The sequence below is a fragment of the Nocardioides marmorisolisilvae genome (assembly GCF_003725775.1).
GTDB lineage: Bacteria > Actinomycetota > Actinomycetes > Propionibacteriales > Nocardioidaceae > Marmoricola > Marmoricola marmorisolisilvae.
On record NZ_RJSG01000001.1, the window covers coordinates 572,933 to 592,079 of the forward strand.

The 19,147-nt window shown below is 71.1% G+C and carries 22 protein-coding genes, 1 tRNA gene and 1 other RNA gene; 11 read left to right on the forward strand and 13 right to left on the reverse strand.

The window, feature by feature from the left end:
- Positions 1-3: 3 nt before the first annotated feature.
- Positions 4-1,281, reverse strand: coding sequence for an aspartate kinase (locus tag EFL95_RS02900; protein ID WP_123232521.1), 1,278 nt, complete (start codon positions 1,279-1,281; stop codon positions 4-6).
- Positions 1,282-1,439: 158 nt separating this feature from the next.
- On the opposite strand from EFL95_RS02900, the gene ppnP reads away from it, so the two are divergent.
- Positions 1,440-1,751 carry a pyrimidine/purine nucleoside phosphorylase gene (ppnP, locus tag EFL95_RS02905; RefSeq protein ID WP_123232522.1) on the forward strand — a complete coding sequence of 104 codons (312 nt, stop codon included), beginning with the start codon at positions 1,440-1,442 and terminating at the stop codon, positions 1,749-1,751.
- On the opposite strand, the gene EFL95_RS02910 is transcribed toward ppnP, so the two are convergent.
- From EFL95_RS02910 to ffs, 7 genes are all read right to left on the reverse strand, one after another.
- A complete protein-coding gene (locus EFL95_RS02910) occupies positions 1,742-2,305 on the reverse strand; it encodes a DUF5063 domain-containing protein (protein ID WP_123232523.1) in 564 nt (187 codons plus the stop codon). The two genes, ppnP and EFL95_RS02910, sit on opposite strands and share 10 nt — an antisense overlap.
- Positions 2,306-2,334: 29 nt before the next feature.
- Positions 2,335-2,934 carry a recombination mediator RecR gene (gene recR / locus EFL95_RS02915; RefSeq protein ID WP_123232708.1) on the reverse strand — a complete coding sequence of 200 codons (600 nt, stop codon included), beginning with the start codon at positions 2,932-2,934 and terminating at the stop codon, positions 2,335-2,337.
- A gap of 1 nt (position 2,935) precedes the next feature.
- Complete coding sequence (locus EFL95_RS02920; protein ID WP_123232524.1) at positions 2,936-3,295, reverse strand: YbaB/EbfC family nucleoid-associated protein; 360 nt, start codon at positions 3,293-3,295, stop codon at positions 2,936-2,938.
- A gap of 9 nt (positions 3,296-3,304) precedes the next feature.
- Positions 3,305-5,392 (reverse strand): DNA polymerase III subunit gamma and tau, encoded by a 2,088-nt coding sequence (locus EFL95_RS02925; protein WP_123232525.1) that lies wholly within the window; start codon positions 5,390-5,392, stop codon positions 3,305-3,307.
- A 53-nt stretch (positions 5,393-5,445) separates the two neighbouring features.
- The gene (locus tag EFL95_RS02930) at positions 5,446-6,513 is read right to left on the reverse strand and encodes a DUF2252 family protein (RefSeq protein WP_123232526.1); all 1,068 of its coding nucleotides are present in this window, start codon (positions 6,511-6,513) and stop codon (positions 5,446-5,448) included.
- Positions 6,506-7,666, reverse strand: coding sequence for a cation:proton antiporter (locus tag EFL95_RS02935; RefSeq protein WP_123232527.1), 1,161 nt, complete (start codon positions 7,664-7,666; stop codon positions 6,506-6,508). Before EFL95_RS02935 ends, EFL95_RS02930 begins: the two co-directional genes overlap by 8 nt.
- Before the next feature lie 41 nt (positions 7,667-7,707).
- Positions 7,708-7,798: signal recognition particle sRNA small type (ffs, locus tag EFL95_RS02940), an RNA gene on the reverse strand.
- A 60-nt stretch (positions 7,799-7,858) separates the two neighbouring features.
- Between ffs and EFL95_RS02945 the strand changes: the two genes are divergently transcribed.
- The 5 genes from EFL95_RS02945 (at position 7,859) to EFL95_RS19335 (ending at position 11,083) form a co-directional block, all read left to right on the forward strand.
- Positions 7,859-7,944 (forward strand) — tRNA-Ser (locus EFL95_RS02945).
- 77 nt (positions 7,945-8,021) lie between these two features.
- Complete coding sequence (locus tag EFL95_RS02950; RefSeq protein WP_123232528.1) at positions 8,022-8,483, forward strand: SRPBCC family protein; 462 nt, start codon at positions 8,022-8,024, stop codon at positions 8,481-8,483.
- Positions 8,480-8,854 (forward strand): DUF1330 domain-containing protein, encoded by a 375-nt coding sequence (locus tag EFL95_RS02955; protein ID WP_123232529.1) that lies wholly within the window; start codon positions 8,480-8,482, stop codon positions 8,852-8,854. Before EFL95_RS02950 ends, EFL95_RS02955 begins: the two co-directional genes overlap by 4 nt.
- Before the next feature lie 166 nt (positions 8,855-9,020).
- Entirely contained in the window at positions 9,021-10,808 is a 1,788-nt protein-coding gene (locus EFL95_RS19330) for a hypothetical protein (RefSeq protein WP_183406990.1), read from the forward strand.
- A gap of 2 nt (positions 10,809-10,810) precedes the next feature.
- Positions 10,811-11,083, forward strand: a complete 273-nt coding sequence (locus EFL95_RS19335) for a transposase (protein WP_183406991.1) — start codon at positions 10,811-10,813, stop codon at positions 11,081-11,083.
- On the opposite strand, the gene EFL95_RS19340 is transcribed toward EFL95_RS19335, so the two are convergent.
- Positions 11,084-11,515 carry an Lrp/AsnC family transcriptional regulator gene (locus tag EFL95_RS19340; RefSeq protein WP_183406992.1) on the reverse strand — a complete coding sequence of 144 codons (432 nt, stop codon included), beginning with the start codon at positions 11,513-11,515 and terminating at the stop codon, positions 11,084-11,086.
- A 76-nt stretch (positions 11,516-11,591) separates the two neighbouring features.
- Here EFL95_RS19340 and EFL95_RS02970 point away from each other — a divergent pair, with 76 nt between their 5' ends.
- From EFL95_RS02970 to EFL95_RS02980, 3 genes are all read left to right on the forward strand, one after another.
- Entirely contained in the window at positions 11,592-12,164 is a 573-nt protein-coding gene (locus tag EFL95_RS02970) for a hypothetical protein (protein WP_183406993.1), read from the forward strand.
- A 71-nt stretch (positions 12,165-12,235) separates the two neighbouring features.
- Positions 12,236-12,937, forward strand: coding sequence for a YcnI family copper-binding membrane protein (locus EFL95_RS02975; RefSeq protein WP_221176293.1), 702 nt, complete (start codon positions 12,236-12,238; stop codon positions 12,935-12,937).
- An 8-nt stretch (positions 12,938-12,945) separates the two neighbouring features.
- The gene (locus EFL95_RS02980) at positions 12,946-14,628 is read left to right on the forward strand and encodes a copper resistance CopC/CopD family protein (protein ID WP_123232534.1); all 1,683 of its coding nucleotides are present in this window, start codon (positions 12,946-12,948) and stop codon (positions 14,626-14,628) included.
- Between the two features lies 1 nt (position 14,629).
- Here the strand turns inward: EFL95_RS02980 and EFL95_RS02985 are convergent, their stop codons facing one another.
- Positions 14,630-15,646 carry a TIGR03617 family F420-dependent LLM class oxidoreductase gene (locus EFL95_RS02985; RefSeq protein ID WP_123232535.1) on the reverse strand — a complete coding sequence of 339 codons (1,017 nt, stop codon included), beginning with the start codon at positions 15,644-15,646 and terminating at the stop codon, positions 14,630-14,632.
- A 181-nt stretch (positions 15,647-15,827) separates the two neighbouring features.
- On the opposite strand from EFL95_RS02985, the gene EFL95_RS02990 reads away from it, so the two are divergent.
- Entirely contained in the window at positions 15,828-16,085 is a 258-nt protein-coding gene (locus tag EFL95_RS02990; protein ID WP_123232536.1) for a hypothetical protein, read from the forward strand.
- Positions 16,086-16,152: 67 nt separating this feature from the next.
- Here the strand turns inward: EFL95_RS02990 and EFL95_RS02995 are convergent, their stop codons facing one another.
- Complete coding sequence (locus EFL95_RS02995; protein ID WP_123232537.1) at positions 16,153-16,629, reverse strand: RrF2 family transcriptional regulator; 477 nt, start codon at positions 16,627-16,629, stop codon at positions 16,153-16,155.
- 82 nt (positions 16,630-16,711) lie between these two features.
- On the opposite strand from EFL95_RS02995, the gene EFL95_RS03000 reads away from it, so the two are divergent.
- Positions 16,712-17,446 carry an SDR family oxidoreductase gene (locus EFL95_RS03000; protein WP_123232538.1) on the forward strand — a complete coding sequence of 245 codons (735 nt, stop codon included), beginning with the start codon at positions 16,712-16,714 and terminating at the stop codon, positions 17,444-17,446.
- On the opposite strand, the gene EFL95_RS03005 is transcribed toward EFL95_RS03000, so the two are convergent.
- Both EFL95_RS03005 and EFL95_RS03010 read right to left on the reverse strand, forming a co-directional pair.
- Entirely contained in the window at positions 17,443-18,264 is an 822-nt protein-coding gene (locus EFL95_RS03005) for an SDR family oxidoreductase (protein WP_123232539.1), read from the reverse strand. The genes EFL95_RS03000 and EFL95_RS03005 overlap by 4 nt on opposite strands.
- A complete protein-coding gene (locus tag EFL95_RS03010) occupies positions 18,261-19,130 on the reverse strand; it encodes an alpha/beta fold hydrolase (RefSeq protein ID WP_123232540.1) in 870 nt (289 codons plus the stop codon). The genes EFL95_RS03005 and EFL95_RS03010 overlap by 4 nt, the downstream gene beginning before the upstream one ends.
- Positions 19,131-19,147: the final 17 nt, after the last annotated feature.

Genomic DNA, 19,147 nt, shown 5'->3' on the forward strand with positions numbered 1-19,147 from the left:
GGACTAGCGCCCGGTACCTCCGTAGACCACGGCCTCGACCTCGTCGGACCCCAGGTCGAACGCGGCGTGCGCGGCGCGGACGGCGTCCTCGACCTGGCTCTCGGCGACGACGACCGAGACCCGGATCTCCGAGGTGGAGATCATCTCGATGTTCACCCCGGCGTCCGAGAGCGCCTCGAAGAAGCGGGCCGAGATGCCCGGCGAGGAGCTCATGCCGGCGCCGACGATGGAGACCTTGCCGACGCTGTCGTCGTACTGGAGGCTCTCGTAGCCGACGGTGGCCTTGAGCTTGTCCAGCGCGCTCATCGCGGTCTGGCCCTCACCGCGCGGCAGCGTGAAGGAGACGTCGGTCAGGCTGGTCGCGGCGGCCGAGACGTTCTGCACGATCATGTCGATGTTGATCGCGGCGTCGGCGACGGCACGGAAGATCGCAGCCGCCTCGCCCGGCTTGTCCGGAACGCCGACGACGGTGATCTTCGCCTGGCTGCGGTCGTGCGCGACGCCGGTGATGATGGCTGCTTCCATGGTTCCGTCCTTCGTGACGTCTTCGGCCTTCACCACCCACGTGCCCTCCTTCTCCGAGAAGGAGGAGCGGACGTGGATGGGCATGTCGTAGCGGCGCGCGTACTCGACGCAGCGCAGGTGCAGGATCTTCGCGCCCTGCGCGGCCATCTCCAGGGTCTCCTCGTAGGAGATCCGGTCGACCTTGCGGGCCCGCGGCTCGATCCGGGGGTCGGCGCTGAAGATGCCGTCGACGTCGGAGTAGATCTCGCAGACGTCGGCCCTCAGCGCCACCGCCAGGGCGACGGCGGTGGTGTCCGAGCCGCCACGACCCAGCGTGGTGATGTCCTTGGTGGTCTGGGAGACGCCCTGGAACCCGGCGACGATCGCGATCGCGCCGTCGGCCAGCGCGGCCTCGATCCGGCCCGGTGTGACGTCGATGATCTTGGCGCGGCCGTGCTCGGCGTCGGTGATCACGCCGGCCTGGGAGCCGGTGAAGGAGCGGGCCTCGTGGCCGAGGTCGTTGATGGCCATCGCGAGCACGGCCATCGAGATGCGCTCGCCGGCGGTCAGCAGCATGTCGAGCTCGCGGGCGGCAGGCAGCGGGGAGACCTCGTTGGCGAGGTCGATCAGCTCGTCGGTGGTGTCGCCCATCGCGGAGACGACCACGACGACCTGGTTGCCGGCCTTCTTGGTCTCCACGATCCGGCGCGCCACGCGCTTGATCGACTCGGCGTCGGCAACCGAGGACCCGCCGTACTTCTGCACGACAATGCCCACGACTGGTCTCCTCGGATCGGTTCTCCTCGCACGATTGTCCCGCGCGGAAGGGCCACAAGGCCAAGGAGATTCTACCGAGCGCCCGCTCCGCGGCCGAACGAGCGCCGAACTGTGGTCCGCCGCGGGTCGGACGCCCGGGTTTGCCTAGGCTGCGGCCCATGACCCAGCTGGAGAACGTCACGGTCCAGGCGCAGGCCAACGTCTACTTCGACGGGAAGTGCGTCAGCCACACCGTCCTGCTCGCGGACGGGACCCGCAAGACGGTGGGCGTCGTGCTCGCCGCCGCGCTGACCTTCGGCACCGAGGCCCCGGAGACCATGGAGGTCGTCGGCGGCAGCTGCCGGGTGCGTCTCGCCGGCAGCGAGGACTGGACCGAGTACGCCGAGGGCTCCTCGTTCGACGTCCCTGCGAACTCGTCGTTCGACATCGAGGTCGACGAGCGCTTCGACTACATCTGCTCCTACGGCTGACCGAGGAGCTCGTCCGCGGCCTCGATCTGGTCGGACTCGTCCACGTCGAGGTCGAGGCGGCTGTGCGCGACGACCGAGTGCAGCGCGCCCAGCACGCCGACCGCCTGCCCGCCCCACGAGGCGAGGTAGGAGTACTGCCACCACCACAGCGCCTCCTCGACGTTGCCGGCGCGGAAGTGCCGCAACCCGTTCGCGATGTCGGTGGCGATGCTGGTCAGGTCATCCGAGAGGCTCGAGGTGAACGTCTCCGGGTCGTACGGCTCGAAGTTGTGGCTGTAGGTGTCCACCGGCCCGAGCTTGGCCGCCAGGCGCAGCCGCATCGCGTCCAGGTCCGGGTCGGGACCGACGTCGGGCTGGTACTCGCCCTCGGGCTGGAAGTCCTGCTGGGCGCCCAGACGGGCTCCCGCGAGCAGCAGCTGGCTCACCTCGAGGAGCATCAGCGGGACGGCGGTGCCGGCGTCCTCCTCCTTGGAGACCGCCTCCAGCCCGCGAAGGAAGGCCTCGGCCGCATCGGCGATCTGCTGCGCGAAGTCGTCGAACTCGTGGTCACTCATCGCTCCACCCCTCACTCACCGGCACTGTTTCACTCACCAGCACTGCGCCTCCCGGCGAACGCCCTTCCCAAGGTGACCTCGTCCGCGTACTCGAGATCACCACCCACCGGTAGTCCACTCGCCAAACGCGTCACCTGCAAGCCCATCGGGCGCAACATGCGGGTGAGATATGCCGCGGTCGCGTCACCCTCGATGTTCGGGTCGGTCGCCAGGATGATCTCGGTGACGACGCCGTCCTCGAGCCGGGCGATCAGCTCGCGGATCCGCAGCTGCTCCGGGCCGATGCCCTCCAGCGGCGAGATCGCCCCGCCGAGCACGTGGTAGCGCCCCCGGAACTCGCGGGTGCGCTCGATCGCGACCACGTCCTTGGACTCCTCGACCACGCAGATCAGGGCCGGGTCGCGACGGGGGTCACGGCAGATCCGGCACTGCTCCTCCTCGGCGACGTTGCCGCACACCGAGCAGAACCGCGCCTTGGCCTTCACCTCGACCAGGACGTCGGCCAGGCGCCGGACGTCGGCCGGGTCCGCGGCCAGCAGGTGGAAGGCGATCCGCTGGGCACCCTTCGGACCGACCCCGGGCAGTCGCCCGAGCTCGTCGATCAGGTCCTGGACGACGCCTTCGTACAAGTCAGCCGCCCAGACCGGGCAGGCCGCCGCCACCGAGATTGCCGCCGAGGTTGCTCAGCGGGCCGAGCGTGGCGGCCGCGAGCGCGTCCACCTTGGCCTTCGCGTCCCGGTACGCCGCCACGACGAGGTCGCCAAGGTCGGCCAGCGAGTCCGGGTCCGAGCCGTCGAAGGTCCCCGGGACCACGGCGACGCCGGTCACCTCGCCGACGCCGGACAGGGTCACGCTCACGCCGCCCGCGGTTCCGCTGACGGTCTGCGCGGCGAGCTCGTCCTGGGCCTGGAGCAGCTGGTTCTGCATCTGCTGCGCCTGCTCGAGCATGGCTCCGAGGTCGAAGCCGCCCTCACCGAAGGGGTTGGTCATGTCTGCTCCTCAGTCGTGGGGGATCTCTTCGACCACGGTGGCGCCGAGCTCACGGGCGAGCAGCTCAGCCCCGTCGACGCCGCTGTCGTCGACGTCGGGGTCGTCGGGGTGGACGTCATCGTCGCGGGTGTCCGCGACCTTGGTCGGCGCCTCGCCCGACCGGGTCGGGGCGATGTTGCTCCGGGCCGAGGCGATCGTCTCGGGGGCGGCGCGCTGGACCGGCACCGGCTCGGGAGCAGGTGGCTCGGCGACGGCATCAGCCGCGTCCTCGGTCTCCTCGGTGTCGACCCACGCAGGGGGCGAGGACACCACGGCCGGCGCTTCGGCGGCTGGCGCTTCGGTGACCGGAGCCGGCTCGACCGGAGCGGGTTCGACCGGGGTGGTCGCCGCCTTCGTCACCACCGGGGCCGTCCCGGCACCCGGGTCCGCGGACGGGTCCACGATGGCCTCGACCTTCCAGTCGACCCCGATCACGTCGATGGCCGCCTGGCGCAGGATCTCCTCGCTGCCGCCGCCGATGAACGAGTCCTTGGCCCCGGCGTTCTTGAACCCGACCGTCAGCACGCCACCGTCGAGCCCGATCACCTGGGCGTTCTGGCTGAGCAGGATCCAGGTGAAGCGGCGCATCTCCTTGACCTTCTCGAGCACGTCGGGCCACACCCGCCGAGCATCCACGAGCCCGAGCCCACCCGAGGAGGACACCGGCGGGCTGGGCGCTTCGGCGGCGGGGGTTTCGACAGGCTCAACCACCGAAGGTTCGGTCGGCGCCTCCTGCGTCGGTTGAGGTGCGGCCGCGCTGGCGGGCGCCTCGAAACCGGTCGCGGTCGGCGCAGCGTCTTCCGGGGTTTCGAGGCTCGCTGGCGCTCGCACCTCGACCACCGGGGCAGGCGGCGGTGCCGCCGGCGCAGGCGCGCCGCTGAGCACGCCCTCGACACCAACCCTCCGCTCAAGACGATCCAAGCGGGCACCCAGGCCGTCCAAGCTGTCATCCGCCCCCGGCAGCAGCACCCGCGCACAGATCAGCTCCAGCAGCAGCCGCGGCGTCGTCGCTCCCCGCATCTCGGTCAGGCCGGCGGCGACGCAGTCGGCGGAGCGCACCAGGTCGGCCTTGCCGAAGCGTGCGGCCTGGGCGACCAGCCGCTCGGCCTGGTCCTGCGGAACGTCGATGAGCCCGGTCGCGGGAGCGTCCGGGACGGCGGCGACGATGACCAGGTCGCGCAGCCGCCGCAGCAGGTCCTCGGTGAACCGGCGGGGGTCCTGCCCCGTCTCGATCACCTTGTCGACGACCGAGAACACCGTCGAGCCGTCGCCCGCGGCGAACGCGTCGACCACCTCGTCCAGCAGGGTGTCCGGCGTGTAGCCGAGGAGTCCCGCGGCCAGGTCGTAGGTCAGACCGGCAGCGCCGGCACCCCCGAGCAGCTGGTCGAGGACCGAGAGCGAGTCGCGGGCCGAGCCAGCGCCGGCGCGCACGACCAGCGGCAGCGCGGCCGGCTCGATCGGAACGCCTTCGCGCTGGCAGATCTCGCCGAGGTAGTCCGAGAGCACGCGCGGCGGGATCAACCGGAACGGGTAGTGGTGGGTGCGCGAGCGGATGGTCGGGATGACCTTCTCCGGCTCGGTGGTGGCGAAGATGAACTTGAGGTGCTCGGGCGGCTCCTCGACCAGTTTCAGCAGGGCGTTGAAGCCCTGCGAGCTGACCATGTGCGCCTCGTCGATGATGTAGACCTTGTAGCGGCTCGAGACCGGGGCGAAGAACGCGCGCTCGCGCAGGTCGCGGGCGTCGTCCACGCCGCCGTGGCTCGCCGCGTCGATCTCGATGACGTCGAGCGAACCCGGGCCGCCACGCGCCAGGTCGCGGCAGGACTGGCACTCGCCGCACGGGTCGGCGACCGGCGCCTTCTCGCAGTTGAGCGTGCGGGCGAGGATCCGGGCGCTGGTGGTCTTGCCGCACCCGCGCGGCCCGGAGAACAGGTAGGCGTGGTTGACCCGGTTGCCGGCGAGCGCCGCGCGCAACGGCTCGGTGACGTGGTCCTGCCCGATGACCTCCGCGAACGACTCCGGCCGGTAGCGGCGGTACAGGGCGAGGTTGTGCTCCACAGGGAGACCCTATGTGCTGACGCCGACAAAGCCAGGGCTGCCCCGGTACCTGTTCAGTTCTTCTTCCGGTACGCCGTGAAGTCGGCCTTGGTGCGGGCCACCATCGCGCTGACCGCGTCCTGGAACCGGCGCTCGCCCAGGCGTGCCACGTCGCGCAGGCAGGACGCGAACACTCCGCCGGAACCGTGCACGTCGGCGGTGGCGCGGGCCATCGCCCGCAGCAGCCGGGCCGAGTCGTGGCGCCCGAGCCCGGTGACCTCGATCCGGACGACGTCGGGGGCGAGGTCGCGGACGTGCCAGTCCAGCACCCGCGCGGCAGCGGCCGGCCCGCGGATCGCGTCACGCACCTCGTCGTACAGCCCTGGGTCGGACTCGGGCCAGGTCAGGTCCGACCAGGTCTCGGCGGCCCAGGGCGCCGTACCGGGCCCGAGCTGCTTGGCCTCCCGCGCGTGCGGAGTGCCGTCGGCCGCCGGGCCGACGCCGACGACGCGGCGGTGCCCGAGCGATCCGGTGCCCGCGGTGTGCTGGTGCCAGGTCGGCGCCCACCCCCGCTCGGCGACCTCGGCCGCCGCGGCGCGCACCGCGTCGGGGAGCTGCTCCGGCGGACCGGCGGCCAGGTCGGCGTAGAAGCGAGCGGCGTCGGCGAACTCGGGGACGAGCGCCCGCAGGTGGCCGGCACCCTCCTCGGCGAGGTCGATGCAGGCGCGCGGTTCGGCAGCGGACCACGCGGCGAGCAGCTCGGCGCAGACCTCGTTCTCGTCCAGGGCGAGGTGCGGGGCCAGGACGGCGGAGGTCGCCAGCCGCACCAGGTCGAGGGCGACCGGTCCGCGACTCAGCTCGTCGAAGTCGTTCACACCCCAGCGCCGGACCTGGTCGCGGTCGCGCCAGGTGCCGAAGTTCTCGACGTGCAGGTCGCCGACCACCGGCACCGGCGTACCGGTCAGGAGCTCGGGGAGCTCCTCGCCGAAGCGGGCCAGCCAGAGGTGGTAGCCGCCGCGCAGGAACCGGTACTCGTGGGCGCGCATCTCCTCGTGCTTGCGGCGCAGCTCGGCGCGCTCGAGCGGGATCCGGGCAGCGAGCCAGTCCTCGAACGCGTGCGTCAGCTCGTGCGGATCAGCCACCGGCCGGATCCATCGTCGTCGTACCGACCATCCCGCGCCGGGCTGCCAGGCTGCCGCCGAGGACCGCGATCGCGATGCTGACCAGGGCGCCGAGCATCAGCGCCGAGGCCTCGCCGGGAACCAGGACGCCGAGCTGCTCCCCGACCGTCGCCGCGGCCACCGGCACGCCGAGCTGGGCGGCCGCGAGCATCCCGAGCGGCACCGGCTGCCCGGAGGCACGGACCACGAGGTGGGCGACGGTCGCACCCAGGCCGAGGCAGACGCCGAGCAGGATCAGCCGCGGGTGCGAGCCCAGGTCACGCAGCTGCAGGGTCGCCCCCAGCCAGACGAAGAAGACCGGGCCGAGGAAGCCCTCGGTCACGGCGAACAGCTGCTTGGCCAGGCGCCTCGGCTCACCGATCGCCGCGACCAGGAGCCCGAAGGCGAAGCCGGCCAGCATGATCGAGACGTGCATCCGCACCGCCAGCCCGGCGAGCAGGAACAGGACGGTCAGCTGCACGCGGAGCTCAACGGCGAAGCTGCGGTCCTCGGAGACGTCGTGCACCCTGCCGCGGATGCCGCTGCGCTCGAGGTGGCGGAGAACGACGAACACGACCGCCGAGGCGGCCAGCACGGCGACCGCCCCGAGTGCTGCGCGACCGGCGTGGTGCGGGTCGATCACGAGCGGCAGCGCGACGATGCAGGCCGCGTCGGCGATCGCGATCTGCGGCAGCAGCCCGAGGACCTGCTCACCGCCGAGACCGAGCGAGTCCACGATCGGCAGGATCAGCGCCGCCGAGCTCGAGGCCATCAGGACGGCGTACAGGGGTGCGTGGTGGACGTCGAAGGCCTGGGCCAGCAGGTAGCCGAGGCCGGTGGCGACGATGCCGACCGTGACCGCACGCAGCGCCCCGCTGCGCAGGGCAGGACGCAGAGCCGGGTTGCGGACCGGCACGTGGGAGCCGGCTACGAACATCACCAGCGCGAAGCCGGCATCGGCGAGGAACGAGAAGGTCGGATCACTCGGGTCGAAGTAGCCGGTCCCGGTGCGTCCGAGGGCGATGCCGGCGAGCAGCTCGCCGAGGACGACCGGCAGGTGCCAGCCGCGCGGGAGCGCGAGCAACGGGCCGAGGAGCGCGACCAGGCAGATCACCGAGAGTTCGACGAAGCTCACCGGCCCATTCTGCTGCGTCCGGCGCCGGTTCGGTGGGAAGCAGAGGCCCCCCGTGCACCCGGAAGAGCCCACCTGCCCTTGCTGCCTTCCGGCCCTGGGGGAGTTCAGTGAGATACCGCCGCACGGGGGGTTGGGCATGAGTCTAGGCGGGCGATTTCACGGGTGCGAATCCGGGCGGGTAACCTCTCCGGCGGAGGTATCGCCTAGTGGCCTATGGCGCTCGCTTGGAAAGCGGGTTGGGTTAATAGCCCTCGGGGGTTCGAATCCCCCTACCTCCGCGGACCGGATCCGCGGATTCGAGATCGAACGGCATCGCACCCTGTGCGGTGCCGTTCGCGTTCCCTAGGGTGGCCACGTGAACGCCCCGACCCTCGAAGACTCCGTCCACATCGACGCGCCCGCCGCTGACGTCTGGTCCCTGGTGAGCGACGTCTGCCGGATGCCCGAGTGGAGCCCCCAGGTCGACTCCACCCGACTACGGGCCGGCTTCGACGAGGTCGCACTCGGTGCCCAGTTCACGAACCGCAACAGCTTCGGCGAGCTCGAGTGGACGACGCACGCCGAGGTCGTCCGCTTCGAGCCGGGGAAGGAGATCGCCTTCCGCGTCGAGGAGAACTGGGTGATCTGGTCCTTCAGCGTCGCGCCGGACGGCGACGGCACGGTGCTCACCCAGCGCCGCGAAGCGCCCGACGGGATCTCCGAGCTCTCCCTCGAGCTCACCAACGGCTTCATGGGTGGCGTCGAGGTGTTCACCGAGTCGATGCGGGACGGGATGCGCGAGACGCTGACGAGGATTAAGGAGCAGGCCGAGGCATGAGCACCCACATCGACCCCACCGAGGAGCAGGTCCACGCGTTCGCTGCCCGGGCTGCCGAGAAGGACGGGCCGGTGCACATGCTGAACCTGCTCGCGTTCGTCGACGACGGCGAGCTGTACCTGGAGTACGGCGTCGCGGTGGGCGCCCACCTGGAGCGCGTCGGCGCCTCGATCGTGTACGCCGGCAACGTCGACGGACTGCTCATCGGCGGCGCGGACGAGTGGGACGCGGTCGCCGTGGTCCGGTACCCCTCGCGGGCAGCCTTCCTGGAGATGGTGACCGACCCCGGCTACCAGGAGATCGCGCCCCTGCGCACCCGCGCCCTGCGCGACTCGCGGCTGATCCCGACCGACTCCATGGACGGCTTCTGACCCCTGAACCGCACTGCGGATCCACCGGTCGGCGCTGCGGAAACGGCACGGTTGCACCTGCCCGCCGCAGTTAACGCGGTATCGGGCGCGCACCCCTTTCGACCCTCGGTCCGGGCGTTGCAGTCTCTGCTCGCCCGATCTTGAAAACCGACCCGAGGAGCCGACCATGCTGCGTCGCCTTTCGATCTTCACCGTCCTGCTTGTCGCTACCGGCACGTCGGCCGTCGTCACGAGCTCTCCGGCCAGCGCCACCGGTATCGCCACGTCGCACATCACGTCACCGACCAGCGGAACGCACTACATGATCACTGACGCGTCACCGCCGACGACGGTCACCGTGACGGGAACGACGACCGGCGGGACGGCGGGTGATCTCATCGACCTCCGGTGCTACGAGGCGCGCGGCCAGTGGGAGAACTACGGCTCAACGTCCAGCGTCCCCATCGACGGCAACGGGAACTTCTCGGTCCAGATGCCGACGGACATGCCGTACGGCACCTGCGTCCTGCGCGCTGTTCCGCACGACTACCCGGGCTCCGGCGATCTCGGATCCTTCACCGGCCCGGTGGTGACCACCGAGTACAACATCTCCACGAAGGTCCTCTCGGGGCCCAACACCGGGATCGTCGTCGACTACTACGTGGACATCTCGAGCAAGCGCGCGCTGAACGGCTTCGAGTCCGCAGCCAGCGCTGGATTCGAGGCCGCACGGCTGCAGTACTCGGACGGCAGCTCGAGCAGCTACCTGTGGGACCTCAACTCCTCGTTGGGCAACAACCTCTCCGGGACTCGCGCGCTCCTGCGGATCGACGGGCGCGATGCCTACGGCCCGTACACCGCATCGCGCGCCTTCACCGACGCTCAGAACACGCCTGGCCTTCCGGCTCTGACGTACAGCTCGACGCGCAACGCCACGACCGGCGTGCTCACGATCCACGAGACCGACCCGTTCGTGGTCTGTCCGGCCGGGGCTCCCTACCCGTCGACGACGGCGAGCTGCCCGCAGTTCTCCGGCGCCGGGATCCGCCTCGAGCGCACGATCGTCGTCGACGACGACGGGTTCCAGGTACACATCAGCGACCTGTGGCGCAGCACCGACCACAAAGCGCACACGCTCTCGATCCACGACTCTGAGCGCATCGACGGGGCGGACTACGGAAGTGGTTCGTTCAACCCGACGTCGGTGGGACTCAAGCTGCCGTGGCTCAGCAGCAGCTACCAGACCTTCAGCGGCGCGGAGGTCCTCGACGGGCCGAGCAGAGTCCCGGCAACTGTCTTCGTCCGTGACGAGATGACTGCTGCTGGCGGCGACGTGAACCACCCGCTCGGCGCACTCGTGACCGACGTCGCGCCGAGTGCGGTCGACCGTGCGGACTACCGCACCTTCAACTTCCGGAACGAAGGACTGAGCGTTCCAGCCGGCGGCACCCGACTCGTCCGTCGGGCCTACGTGATGGGCACCTCGCAGAGCACGGTGAACACGAAGGCAGCCGCCCTCGCAGCACGGATCAACCCCTACCGGCCGGACGGACAGGTCAAGGTCGCCGGCGCGGCGACCTACGCCGGCAACAACGTCTACAGCTCGTACGGGACCCACGAGACGACAACGGCATCTCGACGTCGGGGCACCAAGGCGACCTTCGTGGTCCGGGTGCAGAACGACGGCACCACCGCGGACAGCTTCAAGCTCAAGGCGGCTGGGGGGACCTCGAGCTTCTCGGTGCACTACTACGCAGGGCTGACGGGTTCGAAGGACATCACCACCGCGGTCACCCACGGCACGTACCGGACGAGCACCCTGGCGCCGGGCGCGACCACGACGATCCGCCTGGTGGTGACGGTCAGGAGCGCAGCCAGTACTGGGGCGCTGCGCTCCTGGCTCGTCACCGCGCTGTCGGCCCACGACGTGACCCGCAAGGACGCCGTCAAGGCGTCCGTCCGGGTGTCGGGCTAGCGGTGGAGAGACACACGACGGAGGCCATCGCCGCCGCACTGCGCGACGGCGAGCGGCTGCAGCGCGACGGACTGTCCGTCGCCCAGGTGGCCGTCGAGCTGGGGATATCGGCGGCCACCTACCGGGCGTGGCGTCGCCGCTACGGCAGCGCGGACGACGAGGCGGTCTCCCGCATCAAGAACCTGGAGCGCGAGAACGCCGCGCTGCGACGGATCATCGTCGACAAGGAGCTGGAGAACGAGGCGCTGCGCGAGCTGTCCCGCGGCCGATGGTGATCAGACGACGCGGAGGATGAGGCGGGTCTGGGTGTCACGGACCCCGCCGCTCTCCTTCATCTCGTTGATCAGGTCGTCGAGCTCGGTCGGGTCCTCGCACGCCGCCCGGAGCAAGTAGTCGGCCGACCCGGTGAGGTGCACCGTCTCCACCACTCCGGGGTGGGCGCGGACCAGTCGCTCGAACTGGGCCGCGTGGTCGGGCGAGCGCAGCCGGACGTCGACGAACGCGTGCAGCCGCTTGTCGATCCGGCCGGGGTCGAGGTGGGCGTGGAAGCCGGTGATGACGCCGCGGGAGAGCAGGTTCCGCACCCGGTCGCGAGCGGCGTTGGCGCTCAGGTTGACCCGCTCCCCGAGCTCCTTGAAGCTCAGCCGCCCATCCTGGCGCAGCAGCTCGACGATCGCCGCGTCGGTCCGGTCCAGCTCTGCCGCCATGGCATTCATTATCGCCAGAGGTCCACCCCGTGGTCCTGGTTCAATCCGGAACACGCCCCGGCGACGAAGACTGGAGGTGATCACCCCGCCCGCGAACCGCCTGGTTGCGACCGTTTCACGGTCGCTGCTGGTGACCGTCGAGGCGGTCGGGTTCGCGACGTACGTGCACTCCCACGCCGGCGGACAGTTCCCCGGTTGGGCGCCGACCGCAGCGCTGGCGGTGGTCGTCTTCGGCGGAGCTCTTCTGCTGGTGACGCGACGAGTCGGGTTCGTCGGCATCGCGGCATCCGTCCTCGGTCTTCAGGTCGTGATCCACGAGACGTTCTCCGCCCTGGCCGGTGCCGGGTCGATGCACGACACCGGTATGGCGATGCCGGGGATGCAGCTCGGCGGCTCGATGCCCGCGGACCATCCGCACATGATCGGGAACCACGTGCTGATCGGCGTCGTCACGATGCTCCTCCTCCTGTGCCAGGACCGGGCGCTCGACGTCCTGGGCGGGCTGGTCCGCCTCCTGGTCCACCGTGCCCAGCCGGTGCTCCGCGCCTGCTTCGCCCGGACTCCCCGGCTCAGCCGGTCGCCCCGGATCCTCCTGCTCGCAGCCGACCCTCGACGCGGACCACCGGAGCTGGTCCTGCTCACGCCTTGACGGTCCGAACCGGCGAGGCGCAGCAACCCCTGCCCTCAACCCGGTTCCACCTCTCAAGGAGACGTTCCACCATGTCCGCACGTCGCATGTCCGCTCGTATAACCACCCTGTCCGCCCTCGTCATCGGCGGCGGCCTGCTGCTCGCCGGCCCGGCGTCCGCGCACGTCACGATCTCGCCCGGCGAGGGCCACGCCGGCGACTACGTCGTCGGCACCGTCGCCGTGCCGCACGGTTGTGACGGCTCGGCCACCACCAAGGTCGCCATCAAGATCCCCGAGGAGTTGCTCGCGGTGACGCCGACCATCAACCCGTCCTGGAACGTGGAGAAGAAGTTCGTCAAACTCCCGAAGCCGGTCACGAACGCGTACGGCGAAGAGGTCACCGAGCGGGTGGACCAGGTCGTCTACACCGCGAAGAAGCCGCTGCCGGACGGCTTCCGCGACGCCTTCGAGCTGTCGTTCCAGGTGCCGGACGTCGCCGGTACGACGATCTACTTCCCGACCGTCCAGACCTGCGAGAAGGGTCAGACGGCGTGGGTCGAGATCGCCGCTGAGGGCGCTGAGGAGCCGGAGCACCCGGCTCCGGCGTACCAGGTCCTGCCCGCGGTCGGCGCCGAGGGTGCGGCCAAGGTCAGCTCCGCTGAGACCGAGCCGACGGCCACCGTCACCTCCGACGACGGCTCCCCAGCTCTCGCGATCACCGCCCTGGTGGCCGGCGTACTGGGTCTCGGTCTCGGTGGCATCGCGCTCGCCCGCAGCCGTCGCCGCGCCTGAGCAACCCGGTGAGCAACCCGGCGCAGCTGCCGCCCTGCCGACGCGCTCCGGCCCGGCTGGTGGCTGCCCTGGTGCTGGCGCTCTTCGGACTGGTGCTGGGGGCCGGTCCGGCGAGCGCACACACCGAGCTGCTCGGGAGCGACCCTGCCCAGGGCGCCGTCGTCCCGACCGCACCGGGCGAGGCCACGTTGCGGTTCAACGAACCGATCCGGGTGGTCACCTCGGCCGTGCACCTCTTCACCGCCGAGGGCGCAGAGCTCGCGACCACGGCCCGGGCGATCGACCACCGTGTCGTGGTCGATCTCCCGGGGGCCGTGGCCACGGGCACCTACACGTTGGCGTGGCGGGTGATCTCGGCCGACGGTCACCCGGTCGCCGGCGCCCTGACGTTCTCGGTCGGCGCACCGAGCCCGAAGGTCACCGCGCCAACGCTGGTGTCCCCGACCTCGCCGAGCCTGCAGCTCGCACTCGGTGCGGTGCAGGCGCTGGTGTACCTCGCGATGTTCCTCGCCATCGGCCTGGTCGTCTTCCGCCAGCTGCTTCTCCCCGCGTCGGTGGGTACAGGCTCTGCCCGCGACGCCCTGCTGCGGGTGGCGCGTCGCGCAGCGGACGTCGGCATCGCTGCGTCGCTGCTGGTGCTCCCGCTCACCACGATCAACCAGCGCGGAGATCGGCTCTCCGCGCTGTTCGAGGCCCGGTCCTGGGAGATCGACCTGAGCGACCCCGAGCCGGTAGCGGCGATCCTCGCGATGCTCGGTCTCGCCCTGGCCGTGACCAGGTCGGCCCGCGGCCGGATCCAGGCGGTGCTCCCGCTCGCCGCCGGCGCCGTAGCGCTCGGGTCGCTGGCGCTCGTCGGCCACAGCCGCAGCTCGGGCCCGGCGCCGATGGTGATCACCTCGGACGTGCTGCACGTGCTGGCCGGCTCGGTGTGGTTCGGCGGCCTGGTCGGGCTCGCGCTGGTGCTGCGACGGCTGCGCGCCGAACCCGAGACAGCACTGCGGACCGTCGACCGCTTCTCGATGGTCGCGACCGGGCTGCTGGTCGCCGTCGGGGCCTCCGGCACCCTGCTGACCTGGCGGATCCTGCGGTCGTGGCACGGCTTCGTCGACACCTCCTTCGGCCAGACCCTGCTGGTCAAGCTCGCATTGGTTGCGGTGGTGGTCGTGCTGGCCGCGATCAACCGCTGGCGGCTGCTCCCACGGTTGCGCCGGGAGGTCGGCAGCGGAGCAACCGGAGCCGGCCCTGCGGTCGACCGGCTGCGGCGCGCGGTCCGCATCGAGGGGCTGGTCCTCGTCGGCGTCCTGGCCGTGACCGGGGTGCTCGTCGATCGCACGCCGGAGCGCCCGCAGAACACCTCCGCGTCCACCGCCCCCACGCCCCGGGCGACGGCCACGGCCGACGGCATCACGGTGACCCTGGAGCTCGACCCGGCACGGGTCGGCAGCAATGCCGTGTCCGTGTCCCTGACCGACGGCGCCGGCTCCGCCCTGACCCCCTACGCCGCACCGACGCTGACCCTCGTGCACGGGGACGTCCGACTCACCGGCCTGGCCCTGACCGAGCACCTGCCCGGCACCTACCACTCCGAGTCGGTCCTCCCGAAGGCCGGGAGCTGGACGGCCGAGGTGACGGTGCGTACCGACGAGTTCGACGCCCGCGTGATCCCGGTGCGGTTCCGCGTCGGCCGCTGAGTCAGAGCGCCCCGGCCGCGACGATGTCGAGGGCGAGCAGGTCGTCGGCGTCGTACGGCATCGAGACGGTGACCCGCTCGGCGAGCCCGGCGAACCGGGCCCGGAAGGCCGGACCGACCTCGGCCAGTTCCCCGACGACCGCGAACGCAGCGAGCACCTCGTCGTCGACCAGGTCGGCGAGCTCGGACCAGCGGTCCTGCTTGGTCAAGGCGTGCGCCTCGGTGTGCAGGTCGGCCCAGCCGTGGTGCTCCAGCACCGGCGCGTACGCCGGGGTGGAGGCGTAGAAGCCGATCTGCTGGCGCACGCCCCGGGTCGCCTCACGCAGCGACTCCTCGGTGCGACCGGTCGCGACCATCACGAGCGTCGAGAACTCGAAGGCACCGTCGCGCCCGGAGCCGGCCCGGGCTGACGCGATGCCCGGCGCGAGGACGTGCTCCAGGTAGGAGCGCGACAGCAACGGGTGGCAGATGATCCCGTCTGCCACGCTGCCGGCCGCCTCGACCATCCGTGGGCCGACCGCTGCCAGCCAGATGCGGGGACTGGCCACCTCCAGCGGGCCGGGTGAGAACAGCGGCGGCATCAGCGTGTGCTGGTAGTGCTCCCCGGCGAACGCCAGCGGCTCGCCCGTCTGCCAGCTGGCGAAGATCGCACGCAGCGCCTCGACGTACTCGCGCATCCGCCCGGCCGGGTCCGACCAGGGCATCGCGTAGCGCCGGGTGATGTGCGGCTTGATCTGCGAACCCAGGCCCAGCACGAACCGACCGCCGGTGAGCCGCTGCAGGTCGTACGCCGAGTAGGCCAGCTCCATCGGCGTACGGGCGAACGCCACGGCGATCGAGGTGCCCAGCTCGATCCGCTCGGTGGCGGTGCTGGCCATGGTCAGGGCGATGAACGGGTCGTGGGCAGCCTCGGCCACGAACAGCCCGCCCACGTGACCGCGCTCCTCCGCCTCGCGGGCCAGCGCGGCGATCTTCTCCGGTCCGCCGTGGAAGGCGATGTCCGGGGTCGGTTCGTCCACGCGCCGAAGGCTAACGGTCGGCCGATCCAGGTGACGAGGAGTGGAACAGGTTCCAACTAGGGACCCAGAAACCAGACATTTTTCTCAGATTGCCCGTAACCCGGGTCACACCGCGCTCGTTGACCGCAGTACTTCGCCAGACGGGGGTCACGGCGAGACGAAGATTCTGGGAGGCAAGGAAATGCTGGTCATCGCTCTGGTGCTCGTGCTGATCGCGGTCGGCTGCGCCGTCCTCATCGCTGAGGCCTCCCGCAGCCTGGTCCCGGTCGTCGGCCCGGACGCCCAGATCCTGACCCACTCCGCCACTCCCGACCAGGCCACCGCGCCGGTCGTCCCGACCCAGCGCACGGCGACCGAGTCCGCCCGCGCCGCGGCCACCTACGGCTTCATCGCCGAGCTGCCCGCCGAGAAGACGAACACCGTCCGGGTCAACCTCTAGACGCACCCAGAAAGGAAGCCCGGTCCGCGTGGGGCGGACCGGGCTTCACCCTTTCCGGACAGCAGAGTCAGCCCTCGGCCAGCCAACCGCGCAGCGCTGTCAGCGCGGTGCGGCCGCTGTCCTTGTCGACCGTCACGGCCAGGTCGGCCACGCTGACCTCGCGCAACGAGCTGCGCCAGGCCTGCTCGGCCTTGGCCATCACCCGCGCCACCCCGCAGGGTCGCGTGCACTCCTCCGGCGGACTCGCCAGCGGTCCGCGCTGACGGATCTCGGTGCACCGGAACGCCGGCTGGTCGCCGTCGATCGCCTGGACCACGTCGAGCACGGTGATCGAGCTCGCTGCGCGGGTGAGCTCGTATCCGCCGTCGCGACCCTCGGTCGCCCGGACGAGCCCGGCCCGCGAGAGCTGCTGGAGGTTCTTGGCGAGATACGTGCGCGAGATCCCGTGGAACTCGGCGAGCCGCGCCGCGGGGACCGGTTCCTGGGCCTGGCTGAGCACCACGCAGCAGTGCACGCCCCACTCGACGCCGGCGGACATCTTCATGGCCGGAAATATACCCGGATGACAAGTATCCACGTTGTGTGACACTATCTCGGACAGAACTTATCCACGTTAGGAGACAGGGATGCGTATCGCAGTCGCCGGAGCCACCGGCCTGATCGGGAGCAAGCTCTCCCAGCTCGCCGCGGGCGAGGGGCACGAGGTCGTCGCCATCGCCCGCGAGACCGGGTTCGACCTGCTGACCGGGGACGGCCTGGACGCCGCCCTCACTGGGGCCGACGTCGTGGTGGACGTGACCCAGAGCCCGACCCTCGACGAGGCCGAGGCGAGCACGTTCTTCGAGACCGTCGCCCGGAACCTCGGCGAGTCAGCACACCGCGTCGGCGTCCCCCGCACGGTGGCACTCTCGATCGTCGGCGCCGACAAGTCGCCCGACTACGGGTACTACGTGGCCAAGGTCGCCCAGGAGAACGCGCACCGCAGGTACTCCCCCGAGCCCGTCGTCCTGCGTGCCACCCAGTTCCACGAGTTCGCCGGCCAGATGCTCGGCTGGAACCGCTCCGGGAGCACGACGTCGATCATCGACGTCCCCACCCAGCCGGTCGCCACCGCCGAGATCGTCCGCCTGCTCCTGGACCTCGCGACCGGGGCCCGCACCGGGGACACCGAGCTCGCCGGGCCGAAGGTCGAGCAGCTCGTCGACCAGGTCCGTGAACTGGTCCGCCGCAGCGGCGAGGACCTCGAGGTCGTCGCCGTGCCGGGACCGCCGAGCATGGCCGGCGGGTCGATGCTGCCCGACGACGCAGCACTGCTGCGCGGACCGGACTGGCTGACCTGGCTCGACGAGCAGCAGGGTTAGCCGTTCAGGCGGGCCCGGTACGCCGCCCGCTCCGGGGAGTCGGACCTGAGCGCCCGGTCGTCACGCATCAGCCGACGGATCAGGCGCAGTGCAGGCTCCGGCGTGATCGCGGCCGCGTCGGCCAGGGCGCCCACGTATCCCGGCACGGCGATCTCGGCCTTGCGACTGCTCACCGACGCGACGACCGCATCGGCGATGTCGGCCGGCTGCACCTTCGGGATCGGCTTCATGTCGAGCCCGGAGGCCAGTGCGGTGTCGACCGCCGAGGGCAGCACCGCGGTCAGGCTCACGCCGCGTGCGGCGTACTCCAGCCGCGCCGCCGCGGTCAGCCCGACCACCGCGAACTTGCTCGCGTTGTAAACGGCGAGGCCCGGCACCGGGAACTTGCCGGCGAGCGAGGCGACGTTGACCACGTGACCGCGACCGCGCTCGAGCATTCCCGGCAGCACCAGCCGCATCCCGTGCAGCACGCCGAAGACGTTGATCTCCATCGTCGCCCGGTCGAGCTTCTCGTCGAGCTCCAGGAAGCCTCCGTTCGGCATGATCCCGGCGTTGCTCACCAGCACGTCGATCGGTCCCAGCTGGTTCTCGACGGCGGCGACGAAGCCCGCGTAGGCATCGCGGTCGGTCACGTCGAGCGGGAAGGCGAACGCTCCCAGGTCAGCGGCCGTCTTGCCGGCCAGCTCGACGTCGAGGTCGCCGATCGCGACCCGGGCGCCGCGCGCCACGAAGGCCTCCGCGGTCGCCCGGCCGATGCCCTGGGCTCCTCCGGTGATCGCGACGACGGCGTTGCGCAGGTCGATCTTCGGATAGCTCAACGCCGCGCCTTCCGCTTGCCCGCCACCGGGAGGTGCGCCTCGACGAAGGCGGCGACCTCGGCCGCGATCGTGGCCGGATCCCGCACGACGACCCAGTGGCCGCCGTCGACCTCGCGCACGGTCAGGTCGTCGACCCAGCCCACCGGTGCGTTGCTGGCGACCGGCGGCGAGGAGAACGCGTCCTCGCGCGGCACGAGCACCAGCGTCGGGACCAGGGTCCGCCGCGGCTCGTCGGAGAACAACTGGCGCAGCACGTTCGCCCGGTAGATGTTGACGCCGTTCGAGGTCTCGGCGAGCCCGCGGTGCGGGTCGTAGCCGCCGACCTTCTCGGCCCCACGTCGGATCACGCCGGCGCGGGCCGCCAGCTCCGGCAGCACCGGGAGCTGGAACACCGCCATGTACGTCGAGGTCAGCACCTGGCGCACGCTGGCACCGAGGTGGCCCCGGCCGCGCAACCAGCGCGACGCGTAGGCGAGCGACGGCCCGGAGATCGAGGTGAAGCTGGCGAACCGGGGAGCGAGATCCGGCGTCGAGACCGCGTCCCAGGATTGCATCGAGCCCCAGTCGTGGGCCAGCAGGTGCACCGGCTCGCTCGGGCTGACCGCGTCGAGCACCGCGAGCAGGTCAGCGGTGAGCTGGTCCTGGTGATAGGCCTTGCGTCCGCGCGGCTTGTCGGACTCGCCGGCGCCGCGAACGTCGTAGGCGATCACGCGGAACCGGTCGCCGAGCTCGGCGGCGATCCCGTCCCAGACGTGGTGGCTGTCCGGGAAGCCGTGCACCGCCACGATCGTGGGCGCGTCCGGGCGCCCGAACTCGTGCACGGCTAGCCGCAGCCCGTCGGTCGTCGTCACGAAGGAGGTCGTCATGGGACCACCGTCGTGGG

Coding starts and splice junctions, on each gene's coding strand:
- ppnP (WP_123232522.1), top strand. CDS start 1,440: ATGACCCAGCTGGAGAACGTCACGGTCCAGGCGCAGGCCAACGTCTAC.
- EFL95_RS02910 (WP_123232523.1), bottom strand. CDS start 2,305: ATGAGTGACCACGAGTTCGACGACTTCGCGCAGCAGATCGCCGATGCG.
- EFL95_RS02920 (WP_123232524.1), bottom strand. CDS start 3,295: ATGACCAACCCCTTCGGTGAGGGCGGCTTCGACCTCGGAGCCATGCTC.
- EFL95_RS02955 (WP_123232529.1), top strand. CDS start 8,480: ATGAGCACCCACATCGACCCCACCGAGGAGCAGGTCCACGCGTTCGCT.
- EFL95_RS19330 (WP_183406990.1), top strand. CDS start 9,021: ATGCTGCGTCGCCTTTCGATCTTCACCGTCCTGCTTGTCGCTACCGGC.
- EFL95_RS19340 (WP_183406992.1), bottom strand. CDS start 11,515: ATGGCGGCAGAGCTGGACCGGACCGACGCGGCGATCGTCGAGCTGCTG.
- EFL95_RS02975 (WP_221176293.1), top strand. CDS start 12,236: ATGTCCGCACGTCGCATGTCCGCTCGTATAACCACCCTGTCCGCCCTC.
- EFL95_RS02990 (WP_123232536.1), top strand. CDS start 15,828: ATGCTGGTCATCGCTCTGGTGCTCGTGCTGATCGCGGTCGGCTGCGCC.
- EFL95_RS02995 (WP_123232537.1), bottom strand. CDS start 16,629: ATGAAGATGTCCGCCGGCGTCGAGTGGGGCGTGCACTGCTGCGTGGTG.
- EFL95_RS03000 (WP_123232538.1), top strand. CDS start 16,712: ATGCGTATCGCAGTCGCCGGAGCCACCGGCCTGATCGGGAGCAAGCTC.
- EFL95_RS03010 (WP_123232540.1), bottom strand. CDS start 19,130: ATGACGACCTCCTTCGTGACGACGACCGACGGGCTGCGGCTAGCCGTG.